The organism is Streptomyces sp. NPDC006743, assembly GCF_040703815.1.
Classification (GTDB): Bacteria; Actinomycetota; Actinomycetes; order Streptomycetales; family Streptomycetaceae; genus Streptomyces.
The window spans coordinates 1-15,847 of record NZ_JBEYJA010000062.1; the positions used below are offsets into that span (position 1 = coordinate 1).

Annotated in this window: 14 protein-coding genes and 3 pseudogenes; 2 read left to right on the plus strand and 15 right to left on the minus strand. The window is 66.8% G+C overall.

The genetic code is table 11. The features are described from left to right. Positions 1–642: 642 nt before the first annotated feature. From ABZ719_RS32735 to ABZ719_RS32755, 5 genes and pseudogenes are all read right to left on the minus strand, one after another. A pseudogene (locus ABZ719_RS32735) lies at positions 643–850 on the minus strand (DDE-type integrase/transposase/recombinase); the annotation flags it as partial. 200 nt (positions 851–1,050) lie between these two features. Beyond that, the gene (locus ABZ719_RS32740) at positions 1,051–3,828 is read right to left on the minus strand and encodes an AAA family ATPase (protein WP_366728792.1); all 2,778 of its coding nucleotides are present in this window, start codon (positions 3,826–3,828) and stop codon (positions 1,051–1,053) included. A gap of 822 nt (positions 3,829–4,650) precedes the next feature. Next, positions 4,651–5,991, minus strand: coding sequence for a crotonyl-CoA carboxylase/reductase (gene ccrA / locus ABZ719_RS32745; protein WP_366728808.1), 1,341 nt, complete (start codon positions 5,989–5,991; stop codon positions 4,651–4,653). Positions 5,992–6,041: 50 nt separating this feature from the next. Then, positions 6,042–6,593, minus strand: coding sequence for a hypothetical protein (locus ABZ719_RS32750; protein WP_366728793.1), 552 nt, complete (start codon positions 6,591–6,593; stop codon positions 6,042–6,044). Between the two features lie 252 nt (positions 6,594–6,845). Beyond that, complete coding sequence (locus ABZ719_RS32755; RefSeq protein ID WP_366728794.1) at positions 6,846–7,679, minus strand: SDR family oxidoreductase; 834 nt, start codon at positions 7,677–7,679, stop codon at positions 6,846–6,848. A gap of 46 nt (positions 7,680–7,725) precedes the next feature. Here ABZ719_RS32755 and ABZ719_RS32760 point away from each other — a divergent pair. Beyond that, positions 7,726–7,866, plus strand: a pseudogene (locus ABZ719_RS32760) (IS1380 family transposase); the annotation flags it as partial. A 147-nt stretch (positions 7,867–8,013) separates the two neighbouring features. Here ABZ719_RS32760 and ABZ719_RS32765 read toward each other — a convergent pair. Both ABZ719_RS32765 and ABZ719_RS32770 read right to left on the minus strand, forming a co-directional pair. Next, positions 8,014–9,195 carry an LLM class flavin-dependent oxidoreductase gene (locus tag ABZ719_RS32765; RefSeq protein ID WP_366728795.1) on the minus strand — a complete coding sequence of 394 codons (1,182 nt, stop codon included), beginning with the start codon at positions 9,193–9,195 and terminating at the stop codon, positions 8,014–8,016. Continuing rightward, positions 9,192–9,449 carry a hypothetical protein gene (locus ABZ719_RS32770; protein ID WP_366728796.1) on the minus strand — a complete coding sequence of 86 codons (258 nt, stop codon included), beginning with the start codon at positions 9,447–9,449 and terminating at the stop codon, positions 9,192–9,194. The genes ABZ719_RS32765 and ABZ719_RS32770 overlap by 4 nt, the downstream gene beginning before the upstream one ends. A gap of 351 nt (positions 9,450–9,800) precedes the next feature. Here ABZ719_RS32770 and ABZ719_RS32775 point away from each other — a divergent pair. After that, positions 9,801–9,902, plus strand: a pseudogene (locus tag ABZ719_RS32775) (transposase family protein); the annotation flags it as partial. A 4-nt stretch (positions 9,903–9,906) separates the two neighbouring features. On the opposite strand, the gene ABZ719_RS32780 reads toward ABZ719_RS32775, so the two are convergent. The 8 genes from ABZ719_RS32780 to ABZ719_RS32815 form a co-directional block, all read right to left on the minus strand. Further along, a complete protein-coding gene (locus ABZ719_RS32780) occupies positions 9,907–11,106 on the minus strand; it encodes a cytochrome P450 (RefSeq protein ID WP_366728797.1) in 1,200 nt (399 codons plus the stop codon). A 26-nt stretch (positions 11,107–11,132) separates the two neighbouring features. Next, a complete protein-coding gene (locus ABZ719_RS32785; RefSeq protein WP_366728798.1) occupies positions 11,133–11,324 on the minus strand; it encodes a hypothetical protein in 192 nt (63 codons plus the stop codon). Beyond that, entirely contained in the window at positions 11,308–12,129 is an 822-nt protein-coding gene (locus ABZ719_RS32790; protein WP_366728799.1) for an alpha/beta fold hydrolase, read from the minus strand. Before ABZ719_RS32790 ends, ABZ719_RS32785 begins: the two co-directional genes overlap by 17 nt. Positions 12,130–12,189: 60 nt before the next feature. Continuing rightward, on the minus strand, positions 12,190–12,663 hold the full coding sequence (locus ABZ719_RS32795) for a nuclear transport factor 2 family protein (RefSeq protein WP_366728800.1): 474 nt from the start codon (positions 12,661–12,663) through the stop codon (positions 12,190–12,192). A 103-nt stretch (positions 12,664–12,766) separates the two neighbouring features. Continuing rightward, positions 12,767–13,609, minus strand: a complete 843-nt coding sequence (locus ABZ719_RS32800; protein WP_366728801.1) for a mycofactocin-coupled SDR family oxidoreductase — start codon at positions 13,607–13,609, stop codon at positions 12,767–12,769. Positions 13,610–13,713: 104 nt separating this feature from the next. Next, positions 13,714–14,136: a hypothetical protein gene (locus ABZ719_RS32805; protein WP_366728803.1), complete on the minus strand. Its 423-nt coding sequence runs from the start codon at positions 14,134–14,136 to the stop codon at positions 13,714–13,716. 28 nt (positions 14,137–14,164) lie between these two features. Continuing rightward, positions 14,165–14,524 (minus strand): nuclear transport factor 2 family protein, encoded by a 360-nt coding sequence (locus ABZ719_RS32810; RefSeq protein ID WP_366728804.1) that lies wholly within the window; start codon positions 14,522–14,524, stop codon positions 14,165–14,167. Between the two features lie 38 nt (positions 14,525–14,562). Continuing rightward, complete coding sequence (locus tag ABZ719_RS32815) at positions 14,563–15,813, minus strand: cytochrome P450 (protein ID WP_366728805.1); 1,251 nt, start codon at positions 15,811–15,813, stop codon at positions 14,563–14,565. Positions 15,814–15,847 lie beyond the last annotated feature (34 nt).

Sequence of the window (15,847 nt, forward strand, 5' to 3'; positions counted from 1 at the left end):
TCAGACCGCCCCCTTGTGGATACCGCATGCCCCGGTGATATCGCAGAGGACTGGCGCCCGTCAGCCCCTACGACACCACGAGTTCAACCTCAGTAGGCGAGTTGTGACGCTTGCCTGGGCCCGTGCGGCCTGTTCCCACCCTGCCCTGTCCGGAGTCCCCCGTGCACACGTCGGCGAGTTGTGAAGTTTCCCCGTGATCTCGGACACGTGATCGTTACGCCGCGAGGGTGTGCTGATGCCGCTGGTCTCGACCGGGATGAGGTAGCCGAAGGTCTTGTGCCTGCGCAGGCGGCGGCGGTTGCAGGAGGTCTCGATGAAGGAGAAAACCTCAGCTCGGGCTGTGGCCCGGTCAGGCCAGGTGCGGGTGCCGATCTCTTCTTTCAGCAGGGCCCAGAAGCTCTCCGCGGCAGCGTTGTCGAAGCGAGATCCGGTGCGTCCGCAGCTCTGCGGCAGCCCCAACTCGCTTAGAGCTGCGAACAAAAGGGGCGCCCGGCTCGCGACGCCCGGCACGCACGCTCGCGGCGTTGCCGAAAGGCCCTGACAGCTCCGCCACAAGGGCCTTCCGGCGCCTTGCGATCGCACGCACCGGACGCCGCGAGCTGATCGGACTCCCCTTTTGTTCGCAGCTCTTATTCGCCCCCGGAACTGGGCCGACGTGTATGCGCTGCCGCGATCGCTGTGGATCACGCAGCCGGAATCCAGGCCGCCCCCGGCCGTGGGCCATGTCGAGTGCATCGACGACGAGTTCGGCGCGGTGGTGGTCGGCCATGGCGTAGCCGACGACCTCGCGGGTGGCCAGGTCCAGCCGGCAGGCGAGGCAGAGCCAGCCCTCGGCGGTGGGCAGGCAGGTGGGGAAGCTTCACTCGCCCCGCTCACCGTGGCAGAGCTCAGGCGCCTGCTGGACACTCTCCTGCCACATCCCCGCCCCCACCTGGACAGACGCCTCCACGCCCTGAACTGGTCCCACTGCCGCAGACGCCACCAAGCCACAGCCCGCCGCTGCCACTACCGAAAGAGAGCCAGCTCAGGACCCGCAATCTGACTGGAGTACTAGGCGGAAGCGTCCTGGAGAGCGGGGTGGGGGGAAGAAGGCTGGAGTCCGAGGCGGGACTGCAGCTGCACCCGTGAACTGACCCCCAGTTTGCGGTAGATCCGGGTCAGATGCTGCTCCACCGTGCTGGTCGTGAGGTAGAGCTTGCCGGCGATCTCCCGGTTGGTCAGCCCCTTCGCCGCGGCCTTGGCGACCCTCCGCTCCGCATCGCTGAGCGCGAGCATGTCGACTTCCGTCTCCTCCAGCACGTCCGGCGCGCCGACCCGCCGAGCGGGCTGCTCCGCGAAACACGCCTGCCTGATGCTGTTGGTCTTGCGTGCCACCGACCGCGCCCGGCCCGCTTCCCCGAGTTGGGTGTACGCGTCGTGCAGGGCGGCGAGCGCACTCGCCAACTCGAACTTGTCCCCGCTTCGGTGCAGCACATCCACAGCCTCGCACAGCATCGGCGGCCGAAGGCGCAGTTCACGGGTCGCCGCCAGCAGCCGCATCGTGCGCCCGCGCACCCGCAGATGGCCGTCCGAGCCGATCCGGCGCAGCTGCTCACGAGCGTAACGCGCGGCCATGTCATGGTTCCCGAGACGCAGGTGAGCGTCAGCCATCTCCGTACGCCACGACAGTGTCTCGCTCTGGGCCATCCCCCACTGGTCGAGCAGGTCCGCGACGGCCTGGAAGTCGTCCAGGGCGACCTGGGCGAGACCGCGCTCGACGTAATGACGGCCACGCGCCAGCAGATAGGACAGCCCGAACGGCGTCTCGAACATCACCTCCGGCACACGCAACGCCAGCGTACGCGCCGCTTCGTCGTGTTTCCCCTGCAGCGTCTGCGCCGTCAGCAGAGTACTCAGCGGCTCAGCAGCCAGCACACCCCAGTCAGCAACCGGGACAAGTTCGAGCGCAGCAGCCGCCCGCGAAGCCGCAACCCCGAGCGAGCCCCGACGCAAAGCCACATCCGCCGCAATCGCGCAGAACAACGCACGCCAGGTCGGCGCCTGAAGATCAAGACAGGCCTGCACCAGCTCCCGGCACCGCAGCTCCGCCTCCTCCAACCGCCCGGCAAGCACCATCGTCCGCAACGCACAAATCAACGGCAACAGATTGATCTCAGTCAGCGGCTGCTGCCACAGCGCCTCATCGGCCCGACCCAGCCGTTCCTCGGTCGCCCCCTGGTGGTGGGAACTCTGGAAGTGTTCGAGCAATCGATAACCGATGGCGCCCGGAGGCGTGATCGGCGTGCCGTTCGTCCTGCCCTCGCTGGCCACGCGCCGGAAGACGCCGGGATACACGTCGGCCAGCCACATCCGTACCATCTCGAACTCCCACGAGGGCGGGGAGCCCGGCGGCACGTCGGCCGCCAGCAGGGAGAGCACGGAGCAAGCATCCTCCACCCGACCCTGGAGCAGCAGCATGATCATGGGCAGTGTCGTGTGCCGGCCCCGAAGCCGGCCGCTCAGCATCTCCTCGGTCAGCTCGGGCAGATGCCCGATCGAGGCTCGCAGGTCGTCCCGCCACCCCGCCCGCAGCAGCAGAGCCAGGATCTCCACCCGACGACGGCCGTCGGTATCCACCTGGTACGCCAACCGCAGCAGCTCCGTGGCCCGCCGCGAGTGGCCCTCCTCCAGCGCCTGCTTCGCCCCCTCCACCAGGTTCAGTACGGCCGACGGGTCGTCGAGACGGCCGGAGGCGACGAAGTGCTCCGCGATCGTCAAGGAGTCCGCACCGCACGCCTTGAGCAGATCCGCAGCGCGCCGGCTCAGCTCGGATCGGTCCGCGGCCGAGAAGGTGTTGAGCACGACGCCGGCCATGACCGGGTGCCTCATCCGGCCGGCCTCCACCAGACCCGTCCGGGTCAGTACCTGCATGGCGACGGCGACCCGGTCCGACGGGACGCCGACCAGCCGGTCGAGGTACGCAAACCGCGACGGCTCACCGATCACCGAGATCGCACCCGCGACCCGCAACGTCATCGGATCGCATCGGCCCAGGACGAGCTGGACCGCCCGCTCGAACTCGGGCCCGGTGTTCAGCTCGGTCGGCGGGCCGTCGCCGCGGGTGGCGGCCCAACTGTCCTCCAGTAACGCGTACAGCAGGAGCAGATTGCCACCGGTGAGATGGTGTGCCTGCGCGGCCAGCTCCGTCGAACCGGACTCGAGGAGTCTCTCGGTCATGAGCTGCGCGACGCCGTTTGACGACAGTGGAGCCAGCAGCAACCGTCGCAAGTAGGCCTGCTGGTAGAGCTCGGCGCACAGGAGGCGGGAGTTGTCCGGAGACGTCTCGATGTCGTCGTCGCGCCAGCCGAAGACGATCAGGATGCGGGCGAGCCCGGCACGGCGGAGCAGATAGATCAGCCAATCCTGGGAGAACGCGTCGAGATACTGCGTGTCGTCAATGGCGATCACCACCGTGCTCTGCTCGGCCAACTCCAGAACCGCCGTCGCCAACCCGTCCAACACCCTGGATCGGCTCACCCCGTCGTATGCCGCATCGGCGAGCAGCTGGTGGTCGAGCAGACCACGCACGGTCGCCGCCCTGTCCCGGTCGAAAACCTCACCGGCGAGCAACTGACGCACAATACCCAGGGAAAGCGAGCTCTCAGTCGGCGCCCCACTCGCCCGGAGCAGTCGCGCCCCCGCCTTACGGGCCCGGCCGCCGAACTCCTCGAGCAATGCCGTCTTACCGGTTCCGACAACCCCCTGAAGCACGACGACCCGCACGCCCCCAGCGGCGGACTCGGCAAAAGCTGCAGCCAACTCGGCGAGCTCAGACTCTCGCTCGATCATGCACGATCCTCTGTCTCTCATGGAGCTGTTGGCCCCTGTCGCAGGTGGACCAATTCAATGCCACAAAATTAATTCGACCACCCCTGCGGGCTGACATTGGCCACCATGATGGCCACACTCATCTCTACCCCAGCCGATCACGCCGCCGAACCTATGAGCAGGATGGCGAACCGCCCGGGTTTCAATCTCAGTTGGTGGCTGCGAGCTGGGGGTTCATGGTCGCTCGGTAGCGGTTGGCGGTCGGCGCGGCAGGCGAATGTGTCCTATCTCACCGCGTAGGCGCCGGTGGTCGCGCCAGTCGGACCCACCCGCCGGTGCGGCACCGGCGCGGAGGGGTATACCGAGAGCGGAATAGCCGTCACTCCGAGTCACAACAGGTTCTTACGCAATGAGGTCATACCTTTCAAGACTATGGCCGGGCCCGCGAGGTTGAAAGAGCCACAAATTCGTTGTCTTGAATACTGCGTACGACGAAAGCCGAAACGTCCCTGAACAAGGGTGCTGCCTCATGCACGAACGGCTCCGTGAAGGGCGCGAGAGAGTGTCTTTGTCTTTCACGGCCGTTGCGGTGTTGTGGTAAGCGTCGCCGTCCGTGCCGCGACGCCGGCCGTGTCGGGGTGTCGGGCGAGGCGGAACGAGGTGTATGGCGAACCGGCGTCGGAGTGTTGCACCAACTCGCCGGGGGCCGGCGGACGACCGTCGCGATCACGGTCGCGCTGCCACAGCCGCGGACGGCGCCGGCGATCCCGAGCTCACGCACGAGCTCTCGTACGTGCTGGCCGCAGGGAGGTGAACACTACGAGCGCGGGTGCGCGTCGGGCGTCACCGGCCGGGATCCCGGTGCACCTGGCGGAACGCGTTGATGCTGCCGAGGTGCCGGGCACGCTTTTCCTCGTCCCGCACGCCGAGGCCTTCTTCCGGCGCGAGGCACAGCACACCGACCTTGCCGTGGTGCGCGTTGCGGTGCACGTCGAGTGCGGCCCGGCCGGTGTCCTCCAGCGCGTAGGACTTCGACAGCGTCGGGTGGATGAGCCCCTTGTCGATCAGCCGGTTGGCTTCCCACGACTCCCGGTAGTTCGCGAAGTGCGATCCGACGATCCGCTTGAGGTTCATCCACAGGTACCGGTTGTCAAACTGGTGCGTGAACCCCGAGGTGGACGCGCAGGTCACGATCGTGCCGCCCTTGCGGGCCGCGTAGACCGAAGCGCCGAACGTCTCCCGGCCCGGGTGCTCGAACACGATGTCCGCGTCGTCGCCGCCGGTCAGCTCCCTGATTCGGGCGCCGAACCGCTGCCACTCCTTCGGGTCCTGGGTGTGCTCGTCCCGCCAGAACCGGTACCCCTCGGCGCTGCGGTCGATGACCAGCTCCGCACCGAGGCGGTGGCAGATCTCCGCCTTCTCCGGACTGGACACGACGCACACCGGGATGCCGCCGCCGTTGAGCACGTACTGCGTGGCGTACGAGCCGAGCCCGCCGGAGGCGCCCCAGACCAGGACCACGTCGCCCTGCTTCATGTTCGCACCGTTGCGCGACACCAGCTGCCGGTACGCGGTCGAGTTGACCAGCCCGGGGCTCGCCGCCTCCTCCCACGTCAGGTGCGCGGGTTTGGGCATCAGCTGGTTCGCCTTCACCAGGGAGATCTCGGCGAGGCCACCGAAGTTGGTCTCGAAACCCCAGATCCGCTGCTCGGGATCGAGCATCGTGTCGTCGTGGCCCTCGGGGCCTTCCAGCTCGACGCTGAGGCAGTGCGCCACGACTTCGTCGCCGGGCTTCCAGCGGTGCACCCCGGGCCCGGTGCGCAGCACGACACCCGAGGCGTCCGAGCCGACCACATGGTGGGGCAGGTCGTGCCGCTTCGACAGCGGAGACAGCTTCCCGTACCGCCGGAGGAACTTGAAGGTCGGCAGGGGCTCGAAGATCGAGGTCCAGACCGTGTTGTAGTTGATCGCGCTCGCCATCACCGCGACCAGCACCTCACCGGGCCCGAGCCCCGGTGTCGGGACCTCCTCCACGTGCAGCGACTTGCGGGGGTCCTTGTCCGCGCTGGCGATGCCCTCGAACATCTCGGTCTCCTCGGCGTGTACGGTCACGCCGCGGTAGCTCTCCGGCACCCGCAGCCCGGCCAGCGCCCCCGGGTCCCCGGTCACGACGGCCTGCTGGATCTCCTTGAGCTCTGCGTTCGGCACGGCTTTCCTTCCCTCGTTGGTCCGGTTCACGGCAGGAGGCCCGCGTCGGCCTCGTCGTCCTCGCCGGCGACGCGCTCATCCGGGTGCCACCAGCCGTTCCCGTTCTCCGGCGGCCGTCCGGCCGCGGAGTCGAGGAGGTTGTCACCGGGCCTGCTGAGCCACTCCCCCAGGGCTTCGGCCCACCAAGCCGTGTCGACGACCCAGTCGAGCGCCGGCTGGTCCGACAGGCGCGCCTGTCCCGCGCGGACGCGCGCCAGTTCTTCGGCCCAGCCGGCGACGGCGGGTCCGAAAACGGCCTCCGGGTCGGCGACCCCGAGCGCCTCGCCGATGATCGGCCAGCCGATTCCCTCGGACCGTGCGGCCACGACAGCCCTCCCCACGTAGCGGGAGACCAGCTCGGTCAGTGCTCGCCCGGCGCGCAGCGCGGCGAGATCGGTTTCGTCCGGCCAGTAGTGTTCCGGGACGACCGTGTGCCGCGCGCAGCGAGCGACCGCCCACGCTGCCTGCGCGGCGGCGACTTTCGCATGCAGTGCAACGGGAAGTCCGTCGAGTTCGGCGTCCGCGCGTGCGTCGGCCACGGCTTTCACCGGTCCCCGGTCCGGATCATGCCGACCGGCAGCCGTACCGTCACCGCGACCACATCTCGCGCGCTGAGAAGCAAAGTGTGCACACGCTCTCCGTTGTCACTGTTCAAGGGCTGGCGGGCCCGACTTCCGGATCACGGACTCGACCGCGTCCACCCCGCCGGCCTGGGCGGCACGGCCGGAGGACGGTCGCGCCGTGGGGCCGGGCAGAGCCTGGGCCTGCGGCGCGACGCAAAACGGTCGGACTCAGTCGCGGTGCGCGGTGGCCAGCGCCTTGCCGCGCCACGGGGCGATGTGCTCCGCAACCATCGCGTTCTTGGCCTCGAGACGCTCGTAGGCGTCGCTGCCGACGAGCAGGTGCGAGGGCAGCGTCTCGCCGTCGGTCACCTCGACGATCAGCGCCGCGCCTTTGACCGGGTCCCCGGGCTGGGCGTGGTTGGCCGCGCCGACCCCGTCGCGCACCAGGTGGGCGGGGGTGCCGTCGTAGGCTGCCAGCCGCGCCTCGGAGACCGACAGGGAGCTGGGGTCGAAGAGGTCGGTGCGGAACGCCCCGGGCTCGACGACCATGCTCTGGATTCCCAACGGGCCCAGCTCCGCGGCGAGGGCTTCGCTGATGCCGGCGACCGCGAACTTCGAGGCGCTGTACAGGCTCACTCCGGGCTCGCCCTCGAACCCCGCCCGGGAGCCGATGTGCACGATCTTGCCCTTGCCGGCAGCACGCATCGTCGGCAAGACCGCTCGCGTCACGTTGATCAGACCGAAGACGTTGACGTCGAACAGCGACCTGGCCTCGGAGTCGGTGACCTCCTCCAGTGCGCCCACCAGTACGCGGCCCGCGTTGTTGACCAGCACGTCGATCGTGGCGAACCGTTCGACGACCTGGGCGACGGCACGGTCGATCTGGGCCTGGTCGGTGACGTCGAGGGTGACCGGATGGCATCGCTCGGCGGCGCGCAGGTCGTCGGGCAACGCGTCGACACGCCGGGCCCCGACGGCGACGTCGTGACCCGCTTTCAAGGCTTGCCGGGCCGTCTCGGCGCCCAGCCCCCGGGCGGCTCCGGTAATGAACCATGTCGCCATGACGGAAACGTCTCCCTCTGCAGGCATCGGTGCTCGCTGCCGGACCGCGGTCCACGGCCCGGCGAAGTTCCTTCTTGGTCTGGCGGTGTCGCTCGCCGTGGGCGGTGGGTGTCCGGCCGACGTCGGCGTCCTGTACGGGGCCCGGGAAGTGTTCGGCCCGGTCGCGTCCGATCCGACGGTACAGCGGCGCTCCGGCGCAGGATCCCCGCTCCGGGGCGCCTGCAGCGCCGCGGCCCGCAGGGCCGTGTGGTGATGCACCGGTGCCACAGCCCCGGGCCACGAGATCCCCCGGCCGTGTTCGTCAACCGCGGCCAGGCGGGTCATGACGGCATGGTCAGGACCCCCCGGCCACCTCGTCGGCGTACTTGCGGTTCATGTGCTCGAGCGCCGCGCCGGCCGCGATGGTCGCCTCCTCTCGCCGCGCGAGGATCCGGGCCCGGGCGTCGTGGGACGCCTGGGCGTGGGTCGTTCCCGCTCCCTGGAAGTGCGGGGCGACCTGACGTGCGACGAGTTCCCACGAGCGCCACTTCGCCGCCGGGGCGGCCCAGTCGTGCGCCAGCAGCAGTACGGTGCCGAACCCGCCGGACTGGTCGACCATGCGCTGGATCTGGCGGCGGACGTCGTCGGCCGTGCCGATCGCGCCCAGGCCCGATTCGTTGACGAACTCGATCAGCTCCCGCGTACTGCCGTCGGGCAGCTCGAGCCCAGGCGTGGCCGCGTTGTCGTTCAGGTGCTTCAGCCAGTCCCGCAGCCCGAACTCAACGTCGTGGTAGGCCTGCTCCCGGGTTTCGGCGACGTGCACGTTCGTGACCAGCCGCCAGGTCCTGCGGTCGGGCGCCGGCCGTCCCGCGTGGGCGGCGCGCTCGGTGGCGATGCCCCAGTGGTACGCCAGCGCGTCGAATCCGTCCTGGCTCATGGTCGCCCCGAGCGAGATCAGGCTCGCACCGCGGCTGCCGGCCAGGCGCGCGCCGGTCGGCGACGCCGTCGCGGCCACCGCGATCTCGAAGCACGGCTCGGTGTACGGGCGCAGCTGAAGCGTCGCGTCGACCAGCGTGTGGGTACCGACCGTCGTGGTGACCGACTCACCGGCCAGCAGCCGCTGGATGACGTCCAGATGGGTCTCGAGGAGCTCACGGCTCTCGGTGGGGGTCATCCCGATCATGGCGACGTCGGAAGGCAGCGAGCCGGGACCGACCCCGAGCATCACCCGGCCCTGCGTGAGGTGGTCGAGCATCACCATCCGGTCGGCCACCCACAGCGGATGGTGGTACGGGATCGAGGTCATGCCGGTCCCGAGGCGGATCCGGGTGGTGCGCTCCGCTGCCGCCGCGATGAAGATCTCGGGTGAGGCGATGAGGTCCCTACCGGTCGAGTGGTGCTCCCCGATCCAGGCCTCGTCGAAGCCCAGCCGGTCGAGGTGTGCCATGAAGTCCAGGTCGTGGCGGAGCCACCACGTGGGGCTCTCCCCCAGCGGGTGGATCGGGGGCAGGAACGCGCCGAAGCGCAGAGTCGTCACAAGTTCTCCACCAGGTCGGCGTCCACATCGGTCACTCGCGGCCGCAGCGCTTCCACACGACGGACGGTGCGCGCGCCGGCGAAGAGCCGACGCGGACGGGTGTGCTCGGTCGGGTCGGTCGGCACCTGGCGCAGGTCCTCGTAGCGCGTGACCGGCCGGTCCCGTTGCAGCTCGTCCGGCTCCGGCGGGGGATGGATGAGTGAGGGCGCGGGCGGAGAAGGGGTCAAGACGGGCGCTTGGTCGGCGTGAGCCATGCATCAACCTCCGGGAAGCTGCGTGCGCCCCACGATAGGTTCTGCGACTCGGCGAACCATCCCCTAGATTTCCCGGTGAGCCCTCCCCTAGTTGTCACACGTCATCTCTGGGGTCTCCGGGTCTCCCTCCCCACGCCCGACCCGACGGAGGGACGACATGAAGAGGTCGGCCGGCCCGCCGCCCGGTGAGCAGCGCGGTGGTGTCACCGCCCGCCCGCCGGTGGCGACAGTCCGCAGCCGCACTCTGCGGTTGGCAGTGCGTCCTCGCTCGACGAGCGGAGGCCGCACCTCCTCCCCGCTGGCACGGGTGTGACAACGGGTCTGCCCCGGCGACGAGTTCACGTGCCCGGTTCAGAGAAGCACCGCAAGCACGGCATGAACGTCCAGGTCGTCGCCCGCCCGGACGGCACCCCGCTGTGGTTCTCCCGCGCGACACCGGGCCGCACCCACGACCAGCTCAGTATGCTGTGCTGATCGGGATCCCCCGGAGGCCCCGCAGTGTGAAGTCGGGGCCGAATTCGACATCGCCCGCGATCTCGAAGTCCGGCAGCTTGTCCAGCAGGCGATTCAACCAGATGCGCATCTCCATCCGAGCCATGTGGATCCCAAGGCAGATGTGGGGACCGAAACCGAAGCCCAGATGCGCTTTACGAGTACGCGAGATGTCGAAGGAGTGCGGGTTGTCCCAGCGAGCCGGATCACGGTTCGCGCAACCCAGAAGAGACACGACTGCGGAACCTTCGGGGATCGTGAATCCCCCAACCTTCGACTCGTCGCTGCAGGAGTAGCGCAGAACCGACTGCGTGAGAGTCGACCAGCGGTGGACCTCCTCGAGTGCGGCCGGAACAAGCGACCTGTCGGCGACCAGCGCGCGGCGTTGATCAGGATGGCGCCCCAGCGCGTACAGCATCATCGCCATCACCTGCGCCGTGCTCTCGTTCGCCGCGACCGTCAGCATCGTGCCGTTCGCCAGTATCTCCCGGTCGGGCATGGACGGCGCGAAATCGTCGAACACCATCTGGGCCATGAGCGATCCGTCGCTCACCCCCCGCGCACGGTGTTTCTCGATGAGGCCGGCGATGTATGAGTTCAGAGCGACCGATGCCGCAGCCCCGTCCGCGACGATCTCCTGCCCCCTCGGGGTCGGGTCCAGCCGTGCGCCGAGAACTGCCGCCGTTGCGTCACTCCACTTGATGAAGTCCTCGTACACGTCCTCTTCGGCGCCCAGCAATTGGGCAGTGACAACAGTGGGAATGATCCGCGTCATCTCCGCGAGGGCGTCGAGACGCTCGCCGGAGCGAAGGCGTTCAACGAATTGATCCACATACACGTCCACCACTCGCTGTATTCGCGCCGCCCAGCCGTCTTCGACAGTCCTGCGCTCGAAGTCCGGCTCCCATATTCCGCGGACCGTCTGGTGCCGTGCACCATCGGTGCCGAGAAAGGTCGGTCCGCCGAACGCTTTCTCCATCTCGGGGAGCACGTTCGCAGAGTTGAAATGGCGGATGTCACCGAGTACTCGCGCGCAGTTGCGATGTGACGTGACCATGTACTGGTCGTGGTGGGAGTTGTAGACAACCGGCCCCAGGGTCCGCCACGCGGCCATGGTCTCATAAGGGTCCTGCACGAAGTCGGAATCAAGCATGTTCACGTCCACCGTGGGACATTCCGCCGCTGCAGATTTCATTCCACATCCTCTCCCTGGCCGGGATCTGTGTCACCGGGCGTCATCGCGGCCAACACGTGTTCAGCGGGAACGTCGTAGCGGTGGGCGTCCATCGTGTGCAGCTGGGACAAGCGGATGAGCTCGTCCTTGTCAGCCGCCTCGATGAGACCTCCGCACATCGGGCAGCTCACTTCAAGGCCGATGTCCATGGCCGGCTCCCCCTTCGGGTCGCAGCGGTCGAGTGCGTTCGGAACCGAGGCCGAAGAGCGTACGCCTCACGCAGTCGGCTATCTCGGCGACGTGCTCATGTATGAAGAAGTGACCTCCGGTCAGGACCTTCAATTGGAAGGGTCCCGCTGCATGCCTTCGCCAAGCACGCGCTTCCTCGAGCGACACGCTCGGATCGCGGTCGCCGGTTATCGCCGTGATCGGCACGTTCAACATGGTCTCTGTTGTTGGCGCGCGATATGTCTCGACGGCCCGGTAATCGGCACGGACAACGGGGAGGATCATGCGCCTCATCTCGTCGTCGTCGAGAAGAGCCGGGTCGGTTCCTCCCAGCGATCGAAGGTTGGCGATGATACTCTCGTCGTCGGTCGCGTGGAAATACTCAGCACGATGACACGACGGGGCGCGACGTCCAGACGCGAACAGGGCGAGCGGCGTGCGGCGGTTGTCCCGTTGGAAGCGACGCGCCACCTCGAAGGCCACCACCGACCCCATGCTGTGACCGAAGAACGCGAGCGGCTCCGTCCCCCACGGGATCAACTCCTCGCATATCTCGTCGGCGAGGCGGCCGATGTCCTCGATCAAGTGCTCGTGACGGCGGTCCTGCCGCCCTGGATACTGGACCCCGAGCACCGACACATCCGGTTCGAGTGAGTTTGCCAGCGAACGGAAGTATCCTGCGGAACCGCCCGCGAAGGGGAAGCAGACGAGGTGTACTTGACCGCGCCGAGCCGAGCTTCGCAGGGGCCTGATCCATGATCCGTCACTCGTGGTTGATGCGTGCACGTTCCTTCTTCCTCGGGCCTCGCGACTGGAATGCCGCTGCTCGTCCCGTAGCGGCCCAGCCTACTGATCGAACGGGCTCTGCCCTGCGGGGAATTCGAAGGTACCGATCTCCGGCCTGGTCAACGGGATCACCTTGCGACTGGAGAACTTCCAGACCCCCGCCTCGCGCACGTACTCGTCCTGATAGTACGCGGTGGCCCGGGAGATCCCGCCGGCCCGTACATCGCCCTGGGCGAAGACATGGCAGTTGCCGGACGCCCGGTCGTCGAGAATCTCGTTGACGACGTGGTTGACCGTCATGTGGCAGAGGTTCTCCATCTGTCCGTAGATGTCGGCTTCGAAGTGGCGCCGGATCTCGTCCTTCCCCGTGAACTTGCCCAGCCCGAAGCATTCTTCGTCGAAAACCGGGCTGTCGTCGCTGAACAGCTCCATCAGAAAATCGAACTGGCGAGTGTCGAGTCGATAGGCGTATTTGGCCGTCAACTCAATGATGTCGAGTCGATCGACCATCAGAGAGAGTGCGTTTTCCGTCATCGCGAGAAACCCTCCGGTAGCTTGTTTCGCGTGCGCCTGAGACGCTGACATTTCTTTGATCGACCGATGAGCGGCGTCTTTGCCGTGGCCCGACTCCGACCCCTTATCGCATTTTGTTGGGGAGCATCATTCCGGCGTCCACCGGAAGCGTGATTCCGGTGACGTGACGCGCCTCTTCCGACGCCAGGTAGACCACGGCGTCGCTGACCCCTTGCGAATCCAGCCAGCCGGTGGGCAATGCGTTCATATCTTTCATCACTTCGTTCGCGTCCTCCGGTGTCGGATCGGAGACTTCGGGCAGGTAGATCTTTCGCATCGGAGCATTGTTGACCATCGGCGTGTCGACGTTTCCAGGATTGACCGAATTCACGCGGATGTTGTGTGGTGCCAGCTCGACCGCCAAGGCACGCATCAGCCCGACCACGCCGTGCTTGGATGCGGTGTAGTGCGCCATGGTCGGCACGCCGATCAAGCCCGCTGTCGAGCTGATGAAGACCAGCGATCCGCCTTCATTCCGTTCGATCATGTGGGGGATCACCGCCTTGACGGTCTTCCACGATCCCGTCAGATTGACGTCGATGATCTCTTGCCAGGCCTCATCGGTAAGTTCCCACGAGAACCCGAAGCTGGACATTCCGGCATTTGCACACACGACGTCGATGTGCCCGAACTCGGCTATCGCCTCGTCGACGACATCCTGCAGTTCGTTGGAGTTGCGCGTATCTGCCCGGCGCGCAAGGATCCGCCGCCCCAGCTGTTCGACCAGCTGCGTCGTCGAGGAGAGATCCTGGCCGTCCGCGCCCGGATACGGCGCGGTTTCGAGGTCTGCGCACAGGTCGACAGCTACGATGTCCGCCCCTTGTTGGGCGAGTCGCACCGCATGCGAACGTCCCATTCCACGCGCAGCGCCAGTGACCAGTGCGACTTTCCCGGCGACCCGGCCCATTTCTCAACCTCCACGTCAGAGAAAAAAGATGTCCAATTCGCGGCATAACGCCACGAATACTGAGGGGTGAGTGTCCTCACCCCGTCACGGCATCGCGGGGTCGTTCACTCGGCGGAGGCGAACATGATCAGTTTCACGTCGGCCCCTTCCACCTTGCCGAGGTCGTAAGGGCGCCAGGCCATGAAACCCGTCTGGCCGAGGTACCGGCCACTGGTACCCACGCTCGGGTAGTAGGCCCAGTCCCCTGAGAGGAGGGAGCCGAGATCGATCCAGCCGGCGACCCTGATCGTTCCGGACCCGTCCTCGAAGACGACTTCGTTGGTCAGATAGGCCATGAACTGCTTGTCCGACTCTCGCTGATAGTGAATCTTGTAGCCACCTGAGGTGGTGGCCACCTTCTCACCGGACTTGGTGAACAGGGCGTGCTCGTAACTACCGCTCTGGCCGACCTGGATGTTCTCGAAGTCCTCGATGTCGGTGGTGGCGCTGATCGTTTTCTCGACCAGTTCCTCGTAGCTGTTGATCACGGATTCGACCCTTTCTTGAGTGAGAGTTTCAGGCCTTGCGGAAGACGTCTTTGAGTACGATCTTCCCGTCGCTCAGGATGAAGAGGTCAACGCCACGGTTGACCACCTTTCCGTCATCGGTCTCGACGGTCCACCGAACCAGCCCCATGTTCTCGTCGAACATGATCGGCGATTCGAACTTCCCGTCGACCCCCGAGGCGACCATCTTTTCACGCATCGCGTTCATACTGGTGATCAGATCGCCGATCTGCTCCTTGGTGTGAACCGTCCCGACTCCGTCTCCGTCGGGCGTGATCCACTTCCCGTCGTCGGCAAAACACGCGACGGCGGTCTCGATGTCGCCGGCACCCGAGCTCTCGAAGAATCGGTCGATCACTTCTGCTGACATGGGTCCGCTCCGTTCCCGTCGTTGACGGTGTTGATGAGTCACGCGTGCAGCCTGACCGGCAGCCGCTCCAATCCACGGAACTGCAAGGTGTAACGCCACGTGAGTCGTTCCAGTGGCTCGGCCGCCTCCCAGTGCGGGAACCTGTCCAACAGCCGGGCCAGCACGATCTCGCCCTCCAGTCGGGCCAGCGGCGCGCCGACGCAATGATGGATACCGTGACCGAAGGCCAGGTGCGTAGCGGTGTTTCGGCGAATGTCCAGCCGGTCCGGCTCCGCGAACCGATCCGGGTCTCGATTCGCCGAGGACAGCGCCAGGAAAACCACCTCGCCGGCGGGGACAACAGTGTCGCCGACCTCCACCGGTTCGGTGGTGTAGCGCAATGTGGAAAGGTTCAGCGGGCTCTCATAACGCAGGAATTCCTCTACTGCGTTCGGTATGAGGGTGGCATCCCCGCGCAGCAGCTCGAGCTGTTCGGGGTGTTTCAGCAGAGCATACACCGAGCTGCTGATCAGGTTCGCGGTGGTCTCGTACCCCGCGTTCATCATCAGGAAGATGGTGGAAAGCAGCTCGGACTCTTCGAACCGTTCCTCGTTGTCCGGATCGATCATCGCGTTGATCAGGTCGTCCGCACCGTCATGACTCTTCGCCTTCTGGGCGACCAGGGTCCGGAAGTAGTCGAGCGACGCCATGTATGCCTGATACTTCTCCGACGGCTCCGAGTCGACGCTGGTCAGCGCCCGGTTCCACCGACGCAGATCGTGGTGGGCGGCGCGGGGTACGCCGAGCAACTCACCGATCACCTCAATAGGGACGGCCATCGCCACCGACTCCACCAGGTCGATCTCAGCTCCCGCCGGGATCGCGTCAAGCAGTTCGTCGGTGAGTTCCTCGATGCGCGGGCGCAGGTCCAGTGTGCGGCGCATCGTGAACGCCCTGCTGAACATCCGCCGCAATCGCGAGTGTTGCGGCGGATCGCTGAACAGCATGCTGTCCGACGTGATCGACGCGCCCGAGACGTCCTCCGTTCTGTGCTTGGCGATGATCGGTGCGGCACCCGCGGCCGACTTCGAGAGCCTGGGGTCTGCCAGCAGCCGGCGCGCATCGCTGTACTCGGTGACCAGCCACGAACGCAGACCTGTGCTCAGTGTCTTGATGACAAGCCGCCGGGGCCCGGTCCCGGTGCGCATCTCCCGGTAGGTCAGGTACGGGTCCTGGATGAAGTCCCAGTTCAACAGGTCTGACTCGGCTGTCTCGGTGCCGGAGGTGTCGGGCTTCGTGGAGTCGGTCATGGGGAGACTTCCCTTGTGCTCAAGTGGCGAAACG